This is a genomic window from Bacteroides sp. D55t1_190419_B8 (genome assembly GCF_015558905.1).
Taxonomy (GTDB): Bacteria; Bacteroidota; Bacteroidia; order Bacteroidales; family Bacteroidaceae; genus Bacteroides; species Bacteroides vicugnae.
The window spans coordinates 1-17,266 of record NZ_JADMOU010000022.1 but is presented as its reverse complement, the minus strand read 5'-3'; the positions used below and the strand labels follow the sequence as shown (position 1 = coordinate 17,266).

Genomic DNA, 17,266 nt, shown 5'->3' with positions numbered 1-17,266 from the left:
GTACTGTCTAAAACCGAGGGTGATTTCAAAAGCCAATAGTAATTAAGACTGGGAGTGTACAAAGTAACTCAATTCCCTTCCTTCCGGAAGGAGGGGTGGCTGAAAGCCGGGGTGGTAGGTGCTCCTATCAATCTGTTAACCAGTTATATATTAAGTTTATGCGTTAACCTACCACCTCCCCCTACGGGTACTCCTCCTTCCAGAAGGAGGAGAGTGGAGATACTACTGACTTTGGGGCCAATCCCAATGACGTTAGCTTATAACTTTTTCATCCCTTTTACTTCTGCCTTATCCTTTACCTCCTTGATGCTGATGGCATAACCGCCTCCGTTTGCCGCACGCAGGTTCAGTTTGCTTTTGCTTGTCAGGATACCTTTGGTGATGGTATACGCTTGCGGGTTTTCTTTCCAGTCGGCGTCTTTGGCATCCGCATACACAGTGGCAATGTATTGCTTGCCCGGTGTGAGGAAGTCGAATACCAATCGGGAGGTATGGCCGTTTTCGCCGGCGGTGCAACCTACGTACCAGTCATCGGTTCCTTTTGCTTTGCGGGCAATGGTGATGTATTCGCCCGGTTCGGCTTCCAGGTAGTTCGTTTCGTCCCAGTCGATGGCTACGTCTTTGATAAATTGGAAGGCGTCCATGAAACGTTCGTAGTTTTCAGGGATATCGGCTGCCATTTGCAGAGGACTGTACATAGTCACGTACAATGCCAATTGGCGGGCGATGGTGGAACGTACCTGCGAGTTGTTTGCCGGATTCATCTTGTTGCAGTGCGTTTCGAAGATGCCCGGCGTGTAGTCCATCGGTCCGCCCACCAGACGGGTGAACGGCAGGATGGTGGTGTGATATACCTTGTTGCCGCCGAAGGCTTCGTATTCGGTTCCGCGTGCGGATTCGTTGCCGATGAGGTTAGGATAGGTGCGGCAGATACCTGTCGGGCGGGTTGCTTCGTGCGCGTTCACCATGATTTTGTAGTCGGCGGCTTTCTTTACCGCATACAGGTAGTGGTTGTTCATCCATTGTCCGTAGTGGTGTTCGCCGCGGGGGATGATGTTGCCTACATAGCCGCTCTTCACGGAGTTATAGCCGTTGTCTACCATGAATTGGTAGGCTTTGTCTATATGGCGTTCGTAGTTGCGTACCGATGAAGAGGTTTCGTGGTGCATCATCATCTTGATGCCCTTGCTTGCAGCGTAACGATGTATTTCTTTTACATCAAAGTCGGGATACGGAGTGACGAAGTCGAACACATAGTCCTTGCTGTTGCCGAACCAGTCTTCCCAGCCCTCGTTCCAGCCTTCCACCAGCACGGCATCGAATCCGTTGGCGGCGGCGAAGTCGATGTAACGTTTCACGTTGGCGGTGTTGGCGGAATGTTTGCCGTTCGGCTTGGTCTTGGAATAATCGGTTTCACCCAATTTGACGCTGGTCAGTTCGTCGGTATATGCCCAGGAGCCTTTTCCGGTAATCATGTCCCACCATACGCCGATGTATTTCACCGGTTTCACCCATGAAGCGGCATCGGCGATTTTGCAAGGTTCGTTCAGGTTCAGGGTGATACGGGATGCAAGGATGTTGCGGGCATCATCGCTGACGATAACGGTACGCCACGGAGTGTTGCAGGGAGTTTGCAGGTGTCCCTTGTCTCCTTTGGCGTCCGGAGTCAGCCACGATTCGAAGGTCATATTTTGGTCGTCTAAGTTTAGGTGCATGCAGGAGTAATCAATCAAGGCAGCTTCGTGCAGGTTGATATATAAGCCGTCATCCGTTTTCATCATCAGTGCGGTCTGTACGCCGGTCTGTGAGAAAGGAGTCTGCGAAGAGTTCGGGGTGACAGCCTGTTTCATCAGTCCTCTGATTTCCGACAGGCGGGAGATGGTGTAGTCATATTCCTGCGTGTCATAGTCGCCCGGTATCCAGTAGGCGATGTGGTCGCCTGCCATTGCAAATTGCGAATGTTCTTCCTTGACGATGAAGTAGTTCAGGTTTTTCTGCTGCGGAAATTCGTAGCGGAATCCCAAGCCGTCGTTAAACAAGCGGAAACGAATCAGGATAGAACGTTCGTTCATGGGCTGGTACAGCGTGGCTGCCAATTCGTTATAATGATTGCGGATTTCCTTCTCTTCTCCCCATACCGGTTGCCAAGTTTCGTTGAATGTGGAAGTCTTGACGTCTTTCACTTCGAAGCCGTTATAAAGATTCGTTTTTGAATCGAGTTTGGTCAGGTCCCGGCGGTCTACCCAGTCGAAGTCCGTGCGGGTGTTATCTTCTTTCTTGAGTTCCAGTCCGAGGGTGCTGGGTTTGATTACCGTTTTGCCTTTGTAGGTGAGGTCGTAGGTGGGAGCACCTTCCTTGTCAACTTGGAAGGTCATTACCAAATTACCGTCCGGCGATGTGAGTCGCTGTTGCGCATTCGTGATGTACGAAATGCAGAGACATACAATTAGTAAAAGTTTCTTTTTCATTGGATGTATGGTATTAAATTAAATGCTAACTTGTGTGTTTATCCCTTTTTGTTTCGGATGTTGCAAATGTAGCGACCTTGTGTGCTGCGTCTGCCTGTTAGAATAAAAATACAAGTCTATATAAATTCTACTGTTCTGATTGATAGATGAATAAGCATTCTGCTGATACGAAGAAATATAAGTCGAAGTGAACTTCTTTAAAAGGATAACACACAGACACCACGGTGAGGAAGTGTTAATTCCTTTCCAATTTCCACCTCTTTCCCTTCCAATACGTTGCGTGCGGAGGTGCGGGGCAGTATTTCCTGATAAGCACTGAGGTCGATGGTCTGTTCGCGGTCTGTACCGTTGAGGAAGACAACGACCGACTGGTCACCGTGTTTCCTTTCGTACGCATAGACTCCTTGACGGGGCGAGAAGTGTTTCAGTTTGCCTTTGGCTATCACTTCGTTTCCTTTCCGCCATTGCAGCAACTTCTTCAAGTAAGAGAATGCTTCGTTTTGCAGTGCGGTGCGGTTTGCCGCATCAAAGTAATTATGAGTGTCATTTTGCCAGCCGCCGGGGAAGTCGCAGCGAAGCAGTCCGTCACCGTTCGCCTTGTCGGCAGCCATCAGGATTTCCGTTCCGTAGTATATTTGCGGAATGCCGCGTGTGGTGAGTAGGAAAGCCAATGCCTGTTTGTACCGGTCGAGGTTCTTGGTGTCTGCTTCCGAACGGTAGAAGCGGGAAGTGTCGTGATTGTCGAGGAAGGTGAGCAGGTGCATCGGGTCGGCAAAGACGATGTCTTGCGACAGGTATTCGTGGAGTCGGCTCAGTCCGCCATATCCGTCGGTGGTCTCTTCGTCGAAGGCTTTGTTCATGTGGTCCATCAGCGGGAAGTCCATGACGGTGGGCAGGTAGCTGTTGCGCGGGTGGGCAAGCGGGCTGTTTTTCTGCCAATAAGAGATAAGCACGTTGTTGCCCAACCACGTTTCGCCTACGATATTGAAGCGGGGATACTCATCGTTCACTGCCTTGCACCAGCGTGCCATCATGTCGAAGTCCGCATACGGGTGTGTGTCTTGGCGTATGCCGTTGATACCGGCATATTCAATCCACCAGATACTGCTTTGAATCAGATAGGTAGCCACGTGGCGGTTGCGTTGGTTGAAGTCCGGCATACTTTGTGTGAACCAGCCGTCCACTGCTATTTTCTTTTCATAATCGGAAGCGTACGGGTCCGACTGGGTAGCGGTCTTGAAGGTTGTCTGCACGTAGTTGCCCTTGAAGTTGAACCAGTCTTTGGAGGGCATATCCTTGAACAGATAGTTCTCGGAGCCGCAATGGTTGAAAATCATATCCATCACTATCTTCAGCCCTTTGGAGTGTGCCTGTTCTACCAACGTGCGGAACTCTTCATTGCTTCCGAAACGGCGGTCTGCCTGATAATAATCGGTGATGGCATACCCGTGATAGGAGCCTCCTTGCATGTCGTTCTCCTGAATGGGGTTGAGCCAAACGCTGGTGACGCCTAAGTCGGCGATGTAGTCCAAGTGTTGCTCTATTCCTTTGAAGTCGCCGCCATGACGGGCGAAGGAGTCGTTGCGGTCCACTCTGTCTTCCAGCATTCCGGGGATGACGTCGTTGGAAGCATCACCGTTGGCGAAGCGGTCGGGCATGATGAGGTAGAGCACGTCGCTCGAGTTGAATCCTTCTATTTGTGCGGCATCCGCTCTCCGTTGCTTGAGTTCGTAGGGGATGACCGTCTGTTTCTTGCCCTGTTTCAGGCAGATATTGAATGTTTGCGGGGCTGCTTCCGCAGTGTTCAGATAGAGAAGGAGGTAGTTGGGATTGTCTTGCTTCACTACTTCCTGCAAGACGATGTCGTCCGAAGAGATGCTGACATCGGCAGAGCTTATCTGTTCTCCATACAGCAACACTTGCAGTTCGGGGTTGTTCATACCTGCCCACCAAAAGGAAGGGGCTACTTTCTTTATCACGCTTGCGGCATGCAGCGAACTGTGTCCACAGAGCAAAACGGATAAAACGGTTACTAAAAAAATCTTTTTCATGGTAATGTGTATTTTTTATGTTCACTCGGTCAGACCGATGTTGCAAATGTAGAAAGATAGCGGGTCGCATGAAGGAAAGTAGAATGGAAATATAAACGCCTTTTAAAATTATATGATTCAGAATGAACGGGTTAGCCGTTAGCGTATGGAAGAGAAATACAAACGGAAATTAAAAAACTCTCAGCCGTATATTTCGTATTCATTCCGATATTCCCTATATTTGTGACATCTTAAATACCCGACTTATGAAGAATATAGCCCGTATGTTAGCTTTTCTCTTGGTTTATCCTTTTTTATTGTTTGCCGCTCCGGCAGATGAGAATGCGGCAGCGCTTAAACGGCTGGACGAAGTTATCAAAAAGAAAGAAACCTACCAGAAGCGGAAAGAGAAGGAGATTGACGCGCTGAAAGCGCAACTTGCCCGGACGGTTGCGCCTGCCGATAAATACCGGCTGTATGGTTCCTTGTATGATGCTTACCTTCATTATCAGGCCGACTCGGCTCTACATTATATAAATAAGAGACAGACCGTTCTTCCCCTGCTCGATAGTCCGGAGGCGGCCAACGAGATTATCATCAACCGTGCCACCGTGTTCGGGGTGATGGGGATGTATATCGAAGCCATGAAAGAACTGGACGCCATTCGGTCGGGGAAACTGGACCGAAACACATTGATGTATTATTATCAAACCTACCGTGCCTGCTATGGCTGGCTGGCAGACTATACCACCAACAGGGAAGAGAAAGAAAAGTACCGGGAGAAGACCGATGCCTACCGCGACTCCATTATCAGTGTCATGCTCCCCGAAAAGAACCGTACCATTGTGATGGCGGAGAAATGTATCGTGGCAGGCAAAGCGGATACGGCGTTGGTGATTCTCGATGCTGCATTGGAAGATGCTACGGACGAACGGCAGAAGGTCTATATTCATTACACGCTCTCCGAAGCCTATGCGGCAAAGGGCGACACGCAGAAAGAGATTTATTACCTGATACTAACGGCAATTGCCGATTTGGAATCTTCGGTCAGAGAATACGCTTCGTTGCAAAAGTTGGCGTACCGGATATACGAGCAGGGCGACATAGACCGCGCTTACAACTACCTGAACTGCTCGATGGAAGATGCCGTGGCTTGCAATGCTCGGCTGCGCTTTATTGAGGTCACCGAGTTTTTCCCTATTATAGATAAGGTGTACAAATTGAAAGAAGAAAAAGAGCGTGCCGTCTTCCGGACAATGCTTATCAGTGTCAGTATGCTCTCTTTCTTTCTCCTGATTGCCGTTTTCTATTTGTATCGCTGGATGAAGAAACTGTCTGCCATGCGGCATGATTTAAGTTTGGCGAACAAACAGATGCAGGCAGTAAATAAGGAACTGGAACAGACGGGGAAAATTAAAGAGGTATATATCGCCCGCTATCTGGACAGATGTGTCAACTATCTGGATAAGCTGGAAACGTATCGTCGTTCACTGGCGAAGTTAGCTATGGCGTCACGTATCGAGGACCTGTTCAAAGCCATCAAATCCGAACAGTTCATCCGTGACGAGCGGAATGAGTTCTATAATGAATTTGATAAATCTTTCCTGAAACTATTCCCGAATTTTATTACCGCTTTTAATGAACTGCTGGTAGAAGAGGGACGCATATATCCGAAATCCGACGAACTTCTGACAACAGAACTTCGGATCTTTGCCCTGATCCGTCTGGGAGTAGTAGACAGTAATAAGATCGCTCATTTTCTCGGATATTCTTTGGCCACTATCTATAATTATCGTAGCCGGATGCGTAATAAAGCTGCCGGAGACAAGGAGCAGTTCGAGCAGAATGTAATGAACCTATAATGTCATTCAAAGATAGCAATGTGTTATTGCTTCGTAATATGCGAGGCAGTAATGTCTGTGTATAAAGCAAATATCCACTTTTAGTGTCCAATAATCCACCGTATATCTTTCTTTTTTTCTACCTTTGTAGACCACTAATCTAAAAATAAATATACTAGAGAATGAAAAAGTTAATCTACACGTTGTTCTTTGTCCTTATCTCCGTTGTTGCCAACGGGCAGGCGAAGTACGTATTCTATTTCATCGGGGATGGAATGGGAGTCAATCAGGTAAATGGTACGGAGATGTATCAGGCGGAAATTCAAAATGGTCGCATTGGCGTCGAGCCTTTGTTATTTACTCAATTCCCAGTTGCTACTATGGCAACTACTTTCTCTGCTAAAAATTCAGTAACCGACTCTGCTGCTGCAGGTACTGCATTAGCAACAGGCAAGAAGACTTATAATCATGCAATTTCTGTGGGAGAGGATAAGAATGCTATTCAGACTGTAGCTGAAAAGGCAAAGAAAGCTGGTAAGAAAGTTGGTGTAACTACTTCTGTTAGTGTAGATCATGCTACTCCTGCCGCATTCTATGCACATCAACCCGATCGTAATAGATATTATGAAATAGCTTTGGATTTGCCGAAAGCAAACTTCGATTTCTATGCAGGCGGTGGTTTTCTTAAACCGAATACATCTTTTGACAAGAAAGAAGCTCCAAGTATTTTCCCTATTTTTGAAGAAGCCGGATATACAGTAGCACGTGGCTACAATGACTATAAGGCAAAAGCTGCAAAAGCAGAAAAGATGATCCTGATTCAGGAAGAAGGTGCTAATCCATCTTGTTTACCTTATGCTATCGATCGTAAAGAAGGCGATTTGACTTTAGCGCAGATTACAGAAAGTGCAATTGATTTTCTCACTAAAGATAATAAGAAAGGTTTTTTCTTGATGGTAGAAGGTGGCAAAATAGACTGGGCGTGTCATGCGAATGATGCTGCTACAGTGTTCAACGAAGTAAAGGATATGGATAATGCTATCAAGGTAGCTTATGAGTTTTATAAAAAGCATCCGAAAGAAACCCTTATTGTCGTTACTGCCGACCATGAAACTGGTGGTATCGTGCTGGGTACAGGAAAATATGAATTGAACCTGAAAGCATTGCAGCATCAGAAACATTCTGCTGACGGACTTTCACAACGTATTAGCGAATTGAGAAAATCAAAAGGCAATAAAGTGACTTGGGAAGATATGAAAACATTCCTAGGCGAAGAAATGGGTTTCTGGAAACAATTCCCTATTTCTTGGGAACAGGAAAAGAAATTACGTGATGAGTTTGAAAAATCATTCGTGAAGAATAAAGTCGTATTTGCTGAAAGTATGTATTCTAAGAGTGAACCGATGGCTGCACGTGCTAAGGAAGTGATGGATGAGATTGCTATGGTAGGTTGGGTAAGTGGCGGTCACTCTGCCGGTTATGTACCTATATTCGCTATCGGCGCAGGTTCTCAACTGTTTGGAGAAAAGATTGATAACACGGAGATCCCTAAAAGAATTGCGAAAGCAGCCGGATACAAATAAATATCGGTAAAGACATAAAAAAACCGGGAGTCCAAAAACTTCCGGTTTTTTATATATGTTCTTGTCAATTATGCTTTTACACGTCCTACATAAGAACCATCGCGAGTGTCGATTTCAATTGTTTCACCTTCGTTGATGAACAATGGAACACGTACGGTTGCTCCTGATTCTACAGTGGCAGGTTTCAGTGTGTTGGTAGCTGTATCACCTTTCACGCCCGGTTCTGTATAAGTCACTTTCATTTGAACCTTGATTGGCATGTCTGCATAAAGAACAGTTTCTGTAGAAGCGTCAGAAACAACTTCCAATACTGCACCTTCGAGCAGGAAGTCAACACCGTTAATCAAATCGTGAGCGATAGGGTGTTGGTCGAATGTTTCCTGGTTCATGAAGATATAATCTTCTCCTTCTTTATACAAAAATTGGTATGGACGACGTTCTACACGTACATCTTCCAACTTTTCACCGATGTTGAAACGGCGTTCGAGAACGTATCCGCTAACTACATCTTTCAGTTTAGTACGCATAAAAGTGTTACCTTTACCTGGTTTTACATGCAGGAATTCTACACAGAAATAGAGCTTTCCGTCCATACGGATACAAGTTCCGTTTTTGATGTCTTGAGCATTAATCATACTGCTATTTTTCTTATTATATTATTGTTATTTAATTGTTTTCGCAGGAATTCGACTGCAAAAGTAATCTAAATCGGTAAAAAACACAAAAACTTTTGAGCAAAAATGAGTTATCTCTTGGTTAATTTAAAAAAAGTGCCTATTTTTGCAGCCCGATTACGTAGAATAATAACATAAAAACAAGATACAGTAATGAAAAGAACATTTCAACCCTCTAACAGAAAGAGAAAGAACAAACACGGTTTCCGTGAGAGAATGGCATCGGCTAATGGTCGTAGAGTATTAGCTGCTCGTCGTGCGAAAGGCAGAAAGAAACTGACTGTTTCTGATGAGTACAACGGACAAAAGTGATAATCACTTGTCATCAGGAAACAAAAAAGGCGGAGAATTTAATCTTCGCCTTTTTTGTTTCTCTGTTTTTCAAGGGGATAGTATGTTAAAAAGCGGTATTGTTTGCTCTTATTTATGACTTTTTGCTTTTCTTTGTGAGATTAAATAAAACTCATAAACGAATATACGCGATGGTAGAGTATATCCGGGACTTGAAAACCCGTATCATTATAATAAGGTTGTTGAAATCTATAGGAGTGGGGATTATAGTTGCAGCAATTCTGGCGATGATAAGCGTCTTTGCATAATAGGTAGGGACATTTTTCATCGCCTACTTTTTAAAAGTTCAACTATTTTGTCGTATCTTTGGCGCATATTAACAGCAATGCGTATGACTATTAAAGAATTCTTTTCTTTTAAAACCAATAAATATTTCTGGGTGAATATTATCGCCATGATTGTGGTGATGGTAGTGATGATATTTGGTGTGTTGAAATGGCTTGATATACATACACATCATGGTGAAAGCGTGGTAGTTCCCGATGTGAAGGGAATGACAGTGGAAGAAGCTACGAAGATGTTTCGGAATCACGGTTTGGTATATGTGATTTCTGATACCAAATATGTCAAAGATAAAGCAGCGGGTATCATTCTTGAACTGAAACCGGGAGCCGGTGAAAAAGTGAAGGAAGGACGTACAGTATACCTGACAGTCAATACGCTGGATGTCCCTTTACGTGCCATTCCCGATGTGGCGGACAACAGCTCGCTCCGCCAGGCACAGGCCAAGTTACTGAATGCCGGTTTTAAACTGAATCAGATTCAATTGGTAAATGGTGAGAAAGACTGGGTGTACGGCGTGAAGTATCAGGGACGTCAGTTGGCTGCCGGAGAAAAGATTCCTTTGGGAGCTTCTTTGACATTGATGGTGGGAGACGGCTCCGGTGATATGTCGGAAGAAGAGGACTCGGTTGATGTTTCCGTGGATACGGAGAAACCGGTTACGTCGGAATCATCACCTGCTCAAGATGATAGTTGGTTTTAATAGATAAATAACAGAAACGGACTCGCATGATAGAGGAAGAACTTCCGGATGAACTGGAGAATGATTTGGATGATATAGAACCTGTCGGTGACGATTCCCAGCTTTACGAACACTTCCGCGTGGTTGTAGACAAGGGACAGGCGATGGTCAGAGTCGACAAATATCTGTTCGAACGTATTGTCAATGCTTCGCGCAACCGTATTCAGAAAGCTGCCGAAGACGGATTCGTTATGGCCAATGGCAAACCGGTGAAGAGTAGCTACAAAGTGAAACCGCTGGATGTCATTACAGTGATGATGGACCGTCCCCGTTATGAAAATGAAATTATTCCTGAAAATATTCCCCTTACTATCGTTTATGAAGATCCTTATCTGATGGTTGTGAATAAACCGGCGGGATTGGTCGTGCATCCGGGACACGGAAACTATCACGGCACGCTGGTCAATGCGCTGGCTTGGCACATGAAGGATATACCGGATTATGATGCCAATGACCCGCACGTGGGACTTGTTCATCGCATCGATAAAGATACTTCAGGCTTACTGGTGATTGCCAAGACACCGGATGCCAAAACAAATTTGGGAATTCAATTCTTTAATAAGACTACCAAACGCAAATATCGTGCTTTGGTGTGGGGTGTTGTGGAACAGGATGAAGGAACGATTGTCGGTAATATTGCCCGTAATCCGAGAGACCGGATGCAAATGGCGGTGATGTCCGATCCGACAGTGGGCAAACATGCCGTTACACACTACCGCGTACTGGAAAGACTGGGATACGTAACCCTTGTGGAATGTATACTTGAGACAGGACGTACTCATCAGATTCGTGTCCACATGAAACATATCGGTCATGTGCTGTTCAATGACGAACGCTATGGCGGTCATGAGATACTGAAAGGAACCCATTTTAGTAAATACAAACAGTTTGTAAATAATTGCTTTGACACTTGTCCCCGACAGGCTTTGCATGCTATGACGTTGGGGTTTGTGCATCCCGTCACAGGTGAAGAGATGTATTTTACTTCCGAACTTCCGGATGACATGACCCGGCTTATCGAGAAGTGGAGAGGCTATATAAGTAATAGAGAATTAGAATGAAACGCAACATCGCTATCGTAGCAGGAGGAGATACCTCTGAAATCGTAGTTTCCCTGCGTAGCGCACAGGGTATTTATTCCTTTATTGATAAGGAAAAGTATAATTTGTATATCGTGGAGATGGAAGGCCGTCGCTGGGAAGTACAATTACCGGACGGAAACAAAGTGCCGGTGGATAGAAATGACTTTAGTTTTATGAACGGAACGGAAAAGGTTGTGTTCGACTTTGCTTATATCACCATCCATGGTACGCCGGGTGAGGATGGCAGGCTGCAAGGCTATTTTGATATGATGCGTATTCCATATTCCTGTTGTGGAGTGTTGGCGGCTGCCATTACTTATGACAAGTTTACCTGCAATCAATATCTGAAAGCTTTCGGGGTGCGCATTGCCGAATCACTGTTGCTGCGCCGGGGACAATCGGTTTCTGACGACGAAGTAGTGGAAAAGATCGGCCTGCCTTGTTTTATCAAGCCTAGTTTGGGAGGTTCGAGTTTCGGGGTTACGAAAGTGAAGACAAAAGAACAAATACAACCGGCCATTGTTAAAGCTTTCGGAGAAGCGGAAGAGGTGATTGTTGAAGCGTTTATGGACGGAACGGAACTGACTTGCGGCTGTTATAAGACAAAAGAGAAGACGGTGATCTTTCCGCCTACGGAAGTAGTGACGCACAATGAGTTCTTTGATTATGATGCTAAATATAATGGACAGGTAGATGAAATCACTCCTGCGCGTATCTCGGATGAATTGACCAAACGCGTACAGATGCTGACTTCAGCTATCTATGATATATTAGGTTGTTCCGGTATTATCCGTATAGATTACATTATAACTGCCGGTGAAAAACTGAATCTTCTCGAAGTAAACACTACTCCGGGAATGACTACTACCAGTTTTATTCCCCAGCAAGTGCGTGCAGCCGGACTGGATATAAAGGATGTGATGACTGATATTATTGAAAACAAGTTTTAAGTATTAAGTATCAAGTATCAAGTATTAACCATGCGGTTTGTACGCAGTCTAATACTTTATACTTATTACTTAATACTTGAGCACATAATACTTGAGACTTATGGATCTGACAGAGTTTAATGAAATTCGTCCTTACAATGATGAGGAACTTCCTCAAATCTTTGAGGAACTGATTGCCGATCCGGCTTTTCAGAAAGCTGCTACCGGTGCTATACCGAACGTTCCATTTGAATTTCTGGCGCAAAAGATGCGTGCCTGTAAGACTAAGCTTGATTTTCAGGAGGCATTTTGCTATGGCATTTTGTGGAAGATAGCGGCAGATCATACTGCCGGACTGACACTGGATCATACCGCCATACCGGATAAAAGCAAAGCTTATACGTATATATCGAATCATAGAGACATTATTCTTGATTCGGGCTTTCTCTCTATTTTGCTGATTGACCAGGGAATGGATACGGTAGAAATTGCGATTGGCGACAATTTGCTTATTTATCCCTGGATTAAGAAACTGGTGCGTGTCAATAAATCATTTATTGTACAGCGGGCGTTGACTATGCGGCAGATGTTGGAATCTTCAGCGCGTATGTCCCGTTATATGCATTACACCATTTCAGAGAAGAATCAGTCTATTTGGATTGCGCAGCGTGAAGGACGTGCAAAAGATTCGAATGACCGTACACAAGACAGTGTATTGAAAATGTTGGCAATGGGAGGTGAAGGCGATTTGATAGACCGCCTGATGGAAATGAATATTGCTCCTCTTGCTATTTCATACGAATATGATCCGTGTGATTTTCTGAAAGCGCAAGAGTTCCAGTTGAAGAGGGACATCGAAGGATATAAAAAGACGACACAGGATGATTTGATTAATATGCAGACTGGTCTTTTCGGATATAAAGGCAGGGTACATTTTCAGGTTGCTCCTTGCCTGAATGATGACTTGCAAGACTTGGACCGTTCGTTGCCGAAACCGGATTTGTTTGCCCGTATTTCTGCCTGTCTTGATCGCCGCATCCATCGTAATTACCGGATATATCCGGGAAATTATGTGGCGTATGATTGGCTGAATGGCACAACGGAATTCGTGTCCAATTACACGGAAGAAGAGAAACAGCAGTTTATGAACTATATTGAACAACAATTGGCAAAAATCAAGATTCCGAATAAGGATGAAGACTTTTTGCGTGAGAAGTTGTTATTAATGTATTCCAATCCGTTAGTTAATTATTTAGCAGCTTGCCGATGAAAAGAAGAAAATTACATGTTGTTTGGCTGTGGGGATTGCTTTTCCTGATGACTGCCTGTGGAGATGATGACTATTATTATCCTTCGGTGAAACTGGAATTTGTGACTGTGGAGGCTGGAGAAGACGGTCGCATACAAACGCTTATTCCTGATAAGGGAGAAGTCTTGACTGTTTCGGAAGACCGTACGGGTTCTACTATCTCTCCAAACACTTCCAGACGTGTAATGAGTAACTATGAGGTACTTTCCGGTGAGAACACCGCTACTATATATTCTTTGCAATCGCTTATAACACCAGTGCCTAAACCGGAAGATGATCCGGTTTACAAGGACGGAATAAAGCTGGATCCGGTAGAGATGGTCAGTATCTGGCTCGGAAGGGATTATCTGAATATGATTTTGAATCTCAAGGTCAGTATAGGTAAGGGACATGTTTTCGGTATAGTGGAAGATGTGTCCGAACTTAAAACAAATGGTATTGTGAATATGTTGTTATACCATGATGCGAACAGTGATGGAGAATACTATAATCGGCGTGCTTACATTTCTGTTCCTTTGGCGCAATATATTGATGAGGAGCATCCGGGTCGGACGATAAAGATTAAATTTAAATATTATACGTACGATAAGGATGGCTCTCCGATAGAATCTGATAAGTACTGTGATCCCGGGTTTGACTATACTCCGGGACAGAATTGAATAATGGAGTGTATATGTTTAAATTGAATCAATTAATCGTGGGAATATTTTTATTTCTCTCTTCCCTTTTCTCTTGTCAGCAGAAAGGTGATTTTCAATCAATGAATGTAGAGGAGTTTGATTCTCTTATTCAGAATGAGGATATACAACGTCTGGATGTTCGCACACTTGCGGAATATTCGGAGGGGCATATCACGAAGACAATGAACATCAATGTGATGGATGACTCTTTTGCTTCAATGGCTGATTCTTTGTTGCAAAAAGACAAACCGGTGGCTGTATATTGTCGCAGTGGAAAACGAAGCAAGAAGGCTGCGGCAATTTTGAGCGAGAAGGGATATAAAGTCTTTGAGCTTGATAAGGGATTTAATTCCTGGGAGGAAGCAGGTAAAGAAATAGAAAAATAAAGTGCTGATTTATCAGCACTTTATTTTTTGGGGTTATTTCAGTCCTTCCAATAATCTTTTCAGAACGACAGTTGCCGAAATTTCACGGTTGGCAGCTTCCGGAATCACAATAGATTGCGGACTTTCAATGACATCGTCTGTCACAATCATATTTCTACGCACCGGAAGACAATGCATGAAATAAGCATTGTTGGTAACTGCCATTTGGCGGTCGCTTACAGTCCAATCACGATCCTTGCTTAATATTTGTCCATAGTTGTCGCCAGAATAGGCAGCCCAGTTCTTGGCATATATGAAATCGGCTCCTTCGAAAGCCTTCATCTGGTCATATTCTACTTTTGCGTTACCCACGAATTGCGGATCAAGCTCATAACCTTCGGGATGAGTGATGACAAATTCGTAATCTGTTGCATTCATCCATTCGGCAAAGGAATTAGGAACAGCCTGTGGCAATGGACGTGGATGCGGAGCCCAAGTCATAACCACTTTGGGACGTGCTGTTTTCTTGTATTCTTCAATGGTAATCAGGTCGGCAAAACTCTGCAAAGGGTGGCGTGTTGCCGCTTCCATTGAGAATACAGGACGTCCGGAGTATTGGATGAATTGATTGATAATAGTTTCCTGATAGTCAAAGTCACGGTCTTCAAAACGGGCAAAAGAGCGTACTCCAATGATATCACAATAGCATCCCATAACCGGAATGGCTTCTAATATATGTTCCGGTTTATCACCATCCATAATTACGCCACGTTCAGTTTCCAATTTCCATGCACCTTGATTGATATCCAGCACCATGACATTCATTCCCAGATTGAGTGCAGCTTTCTGTGTGCTAAGGCGGGTACGTAAACTAGAGTTGAAGAAGATCATCATTAAAGTCTTGTTTCGTCCCAGTTCTACATATTTGAAGCGGTCTTTTTTGATTTCGAATGCTTCTGCAAGGGCTGATTTTAAATCGCCAATGTCCTGTACACAAGTAAATTTCTTCATATCATTTATTTTTTAATTCTTAATTAGCTTCGCTCAAAACCTTGTTTGATTTCTAACATATAGGTATAGTCTCAATTTTTAATTTCTTCTCGTTTGTCCATCTCCTTCAATGACCCATTTGTAAGAAGTGATTTCTTCCAGTCCCATCGGACCGCGCGCGTGTAGTTTTTGCGTGCTAATTCCGATTTCGGCTCCTAATCCGAATTGTGCCCCGTCAGTGAAAGCGGTAGACACATTGGTGTATACGCAAGCTGCGTCCACGATTCTGGTGAATAAGGCTGCACGTTCCCCGTTCTCGGTAACAATACACTCGCTATGTTTGGAACTGTTTTCCTGAATATGTCCTAAGGCATCTTCGAAGCTCTTTACAGTCTTGACAGCCATTTTATAATCCAGAAACTCCGTGCCGAAGCTTTCTGTTTTTGCGTGTTCCAGAAGCTCGGCAGGATAGTGGCCTTCCAATGCCTGGTAAGCTTGCGGATCAGCATAAATAATGACATGGCTGTCTTTTAGTTTCTTGCAAAGCAGAGGGAGGTCGGTCAGTCTCTTCTCATGTATAATGGTGCAGTCCAATGCATTACATACGCTAACTCTACGTGTCTTTGCATTATGAATAATGTCTGCTCCCTTGTTTGTATCTCCAAATTCATCGAAGTAAGTGTGACAGATACCTGCTCCTGTTTCAATGACAGGAATCCTTGCATTCTCGCGTACGAAATGAATAAGACTGCTGCTGCCTCTGGGGATAATCAAGTCTACGTAGCCCACAGCATTCAGTAATGCTGCCGTAGCCTCTCTATCAGCCGGAAGTAATTCTACAATGTGCGGATTGATTTTGAACTTTTTCAATACTTTGTGAATCACACTGATGATGGCCCGGTTGGAACAATCGGCGTCACTTCCTCCTTTCAATATGCAGGCATTTCCGCTCTTCAGACAAAGGGAGAAAACATCAAAGCTAACATTGGGGCGCGCTTCATAAATGATTCCTATGACTCCGAAAGGAACGCTGACTTTCGTCAACTTCATTCCATTGGGACGAACACTCTCTTTCAGCACTTTACCCAAAGGAGAGGGGAGTGTTGCTACATTGCGTGTATCTGCGGCAATACCTTTCAAACGTTCTTCCGTCAGTTTCAACCGATCGTACTTCGGATCATTTTTGTCCATCCGTGCGAGGTCTTTTTCGTTCTCTGAAAGAATGAAAGGTGTTTCTGCAATTGCTGCGTCAGCTACTGCATTTAAAATCTGATTGATGACATCATCATTCAGTAGGGCTAATTCCCGACTTGCTACTTGTACAGCGGCAAAGGTCTCGTTTAAATTTGTAGTCATTTGCTCCTTTTTTGCATTAAATGGAAAGATAAACTATGCAAATATAGTGAATGATGTGAATAAAACTTGTTGAAAATAGAAATAAATGTTGCTCTTTACTTATAATATTCCTTTTTGAACCAGAGTTTGGAAATGAGATTGGAAAGTACATGTCTATCTCCATCTTTTTCAATAAAGTCTCGTTCTGGCAGCATTGGTTTATTTCGTGTGATTATTTGTTTACTCTCGATTAATAAGGAATATATTTTAGGCACGGATTACACGGATTTCACGGATTTAATGCTATGATTACGAAAAGCTACCGTGTTTATCCGTGTAATCCGTGCCTAATCCTCAATTTATGATTTAGTTCATAACGGTACGGAAATGAATGAAACAGTGCGAAAATGAGTGAAACTGTACGGATTCGGTCATACATAGTGGAAAAATATCTATCATACTATCATTCATTTTAATAATATTCTAATTATCAAAATAATAAGTATGATAGATAGCTCTAAAAAAATGTATCTATCATACTTTTATCAGCAAAAAGGGACATCTATCATTCCTGTACTGTATCTGTTTTAGTGTAGCATTAGGTG

Annotated in this window: 14 protein-coding genes; 9 read left to right on the top strand and 5 right to left on the bottom strand. The window is 44.0% G+C overall.

What is annotated here, in order from left to right; all coding sequences use genetic code 11:
• Window positions 1–257: 257 nt before the first annotated feature.
• Both I2I13_RS17105 and I2I13_RS17100 read right to left on the bottom strand, forming a co-directional pair.
• Entirely contained in the window at window positions 258–2,468 is a 2,211-nt protein-coding gene (locus I2I13_RS17105) for a glycoside hydrolase family 97 protein (RefSeq protein ID WP_195650075.1), read from the bottom strand.
• A 197-nt stretch (window positions 2,469–2,665) separates the two neighbouring features.
• Complete coding sequence (locus tag I2I13_RS17100) at window positions 2,666–4,519, bottom strand: glycoside hydrolase family 13 protein (protein ID WP_195650074.1); 1,854 nt, start codon at window positions 4,517–4,519, stop codon at window positions 2,666–2,668.
• A 245-nt stretch (window positions 4,520–4,764) separates the two neighbouring features.
• Between I2I13_RS17100 and I2I13_RS17095 the strand changes: the two genes are divergently transcribed.
• Window positions 4,765–6,360: a DUF6377 domain-containing protein gene (locus tag I2I13_RS17095; protein ID WP_195650073.1), complete on the top strand. Its 1,596-nt coding sequence runs from the start codon at window positions 4,765–4,767 to the stop codon at window positions 6,358–6,360.
• 161 nt (window positions 6,361–6,521) lie between these two features.
• Complete coding sequence (locus I2I13_RS17090) at window positions 6,522–7,922, top strand: alkaline phosphatase (RefSeq protein WP_195650072.1); 1,401 nt, start codon at window positions 6,522–6,524, stop codon at window positions 7,920–7,922.
• 68 nt (window positions 7,923–7,990) lie between these two features.
• Here I2I13_RS17090 and efp read toward each other — a convergent pair whose 3' ends face one another.
• Entirely contained in the window at window positions 7,991–8,557 is a 567-nt protein-coding gene (gene efp, locus I2I13_RS17085) for an elongation factor P (protein WP_195650071.1), read from the bottom strand.
• A gap of 192 nt (window positions 8,558–8,749) precedes the next feature.
• Between efp and rpmH the strand changes: the two genes are divergently transcribed.
• From rpmH to I2I13_RS17050, 7 genes are all read left to right on the top strand, one after another.
• Window positions 8,750–8,908: a 50S ribosomal protein L34 gene (rpmH, locus tag I2I13_RS17080; protein ID WP_004299762.1), complete on the top strand. Its 159-nt coding sequence runs from the start codon at window positions 8,750–8,752 to the stop codon at window positions 8,906–8,908.
• Window positions 8,909–9,278: 370 nt separating this feature from the next.
• A complete protein-coding gene (locus I2I13_RS17075; RefSeq protein WP_008776429.1) occupies window positions 9,279–9,932 on the top strand; it encodes a PASTA domain-containing protein in 654 nt (217 codons plus the stop codon).
• A 26-nt stretch (window positions 9,933–9,958) separates the two neighbouring features.
• Entirely contained in the window at window positions 9,959–11,032 is a 1,074-nt protein-coding gene (locus I2I13_RS17070) for an RluA family pseudouridine synthase (protein WP_195650070.1), read from the top strand.
• On the top strand, window positions 11,029–12,003 hold the full coding sequence (locus tag I2I13_RS17065) for a D-alanine--D-alanine ligase (protein WP_195650069.1): 975 nt from the start codon (window positions 11,029–11,031) through the stop codon (window positions 12,001–12,003). Before I2I13_RS17070 ends, I2I13_RS17065 begins: the two co-directional genes overlap by 4 nt.
• A gap of 100 nt (window positions 12,004–12,103) precedes the next feature.
• On the top strand, window positions 12,104–13,252 hold the full coding sequence (locus I2I13_RS17060; protein ID WP_195650068.1) for a 1-acyl-sn-glycerol-3-phosphate acyltransferase: 1,149 nt from the start codon (window positions 12,104–12,106) through the stop codon (window positions 13,250–13,252).
• Complete coding sequence (locus I2I13_RS17055) at window positions 13,249–13,950, top strand: NigD-like C-terminal domain-containing protein (RefSeq protein WP_195650067.1); 702 nt, start codon at window positions 13,249–13,251, stop codon at window positions 13,948–13,950. The genes I2I13_RS17060 and I2I13_RS17055 overlap by 4 nt, the downstream gene beginning before the upstream one ends.
• Window positions 13,951–13,964: 14 nt before the next feature.
• Window positions 13,965–14,357 (top strand): rhodanese-like domain-containing protein, encoded by a 393-nt coding sequence (locus I2I13_RS17050; protein ID WP_195650066.1) that lies wholly within the window; start codon window positions 13,965–13,967, stop codon window positions 14,355–14,357.
• Window positions 14,358–14,390: 33 nt separating this feature from the next.
• Here the strand turns inward: I2I13_RS17050 and I2I13_RS17045 are convergent, their stop codons facing one another.
• Together I2I13_RS17045 and I2I13_RS17040 are read right to left on the bottom strand one after the other, a co-directional pair.
• Window positions 14,391–15,347, bottom strand: a complete 957-nt coding sequence (locus I2I13_RS17045) for an acetylornithine carbamoyltransferase (protein WP_195650065.1) — start codon at window positions 15,345–15,347, stop codon at window positions 14,391–14,393.
• A gap of 78 nt (window positions 15,348–15,425) precedes the next feature.
• Window positions 15,426–16,682: a glutamate-5-semialdehyde dehydrogenase gene (locus I2I13_RS17040; protein ID WP_148363964.1), complete on the bottom strand. Its 1,257-nt coding sequence runs from the start codon at window positions 16,680–16,682 to the stop codon at window positions 15,426–15,428.
• Window positions 16,683–17,266: the final 584 nt, after the last annotated feature.

Bases quoted from the DNA above. Each gene is read 5' to 3' on its own strand.
- I2I13_RS17105 (WP_195650075.1), bottom strand. From the start codon at position 2,468: ATGAAAAAGAAACTTTTACTAATTGTATGTCTCTGCATTTCGTACATC.
- I2I13_RS17100 (WP_195650074.1), bottom strand. From the start codon at position 4,519: ATGAAAAAGATTTTTTTAGTAACCGTTTTATCCGTTTTGCTCTGTGGA.
- I2I13_RS17095 (WP_195650073.1), top strand. From the start codon at position 4,765: ATGAAGAATATAGCCCGTATGTTAGCTTTTCTCTTGGTTTATCCTTTT.
- I2I13_RS17090 (WP_195650072.1), top strand. From the start codon at position 6,522: ATGAAAAAGTTAATCTACACGTTGTTCTTTGTCCTTATCTCCGTTGTT.
- efp (WP_195650071.1), bottom strand. From the start codon at position 8,557: ATGATTAATGCTCAAGACATCAAAAACGGAACTTGTATCCGTATGGAC.
- rpmH (WP_004299762.1), top strand. From the start codon at position 8,750: ATGAAAAGAACATTTCAACCCTCTAACAGAAAGAGAAAGAACAAACAC.
- I2I13_RS17075 (WP_008776429.1), top strand. From the start codon at position 9,279: ATGACTATTAAAGAATTCTTTTCTTTTAAAACCAATAAATATTTCTGG.
- I2I13_RS17070 (WP_195650070.1), top strand. From the start codon at position 9,959: ATGATAGAGGAAGAACTTCCGGATGAACTGGAGAATGATTTGGATGAT.
- I2I13_RS17065 (WP_195650069.1), top strand. From the start codon at position 11,029: ATGAAACGCAACATCGCTATCGTAGCAGGAGGAGATACCTCTGAAATC.
- I2I13_RS17060 (WP_195650068.1), top strand. From the start codon at position 12,104: ATGGATCTGACAGAGTTTAATGAAATTCGTCCTTACAATGATGAGGAA.
- I2I13_RS17055 (WP_195650067.1), top strand. From the start codon at position 13,249: ATGAAAAGAAGAAAATTACATGTTGTTTGGCTGTGGGGATTGCTTTTC.
- I2I13_RS17050 (WP_195650066.1), top strand. From the start codon at position 13,965: ATGTTTAAATTGAATCAATTAATCGTGGGAATATTTTTATTTCTCTCT.
- I2I13_RS17045 (WP_195650065.1), bottom strand. From the start codon at position 15,347: ATGAAGAAATTTACTTGTGTACAGGACATTGGCGATTTAAAATCAGCC.
- I2I13_RS17040 (WP_148363964.1), bottom strand. From the start codon at position 16,682: ATGACTACAAATTTAAACGAGACCTTTGCCGCTGTACAAGTAGCAAGT.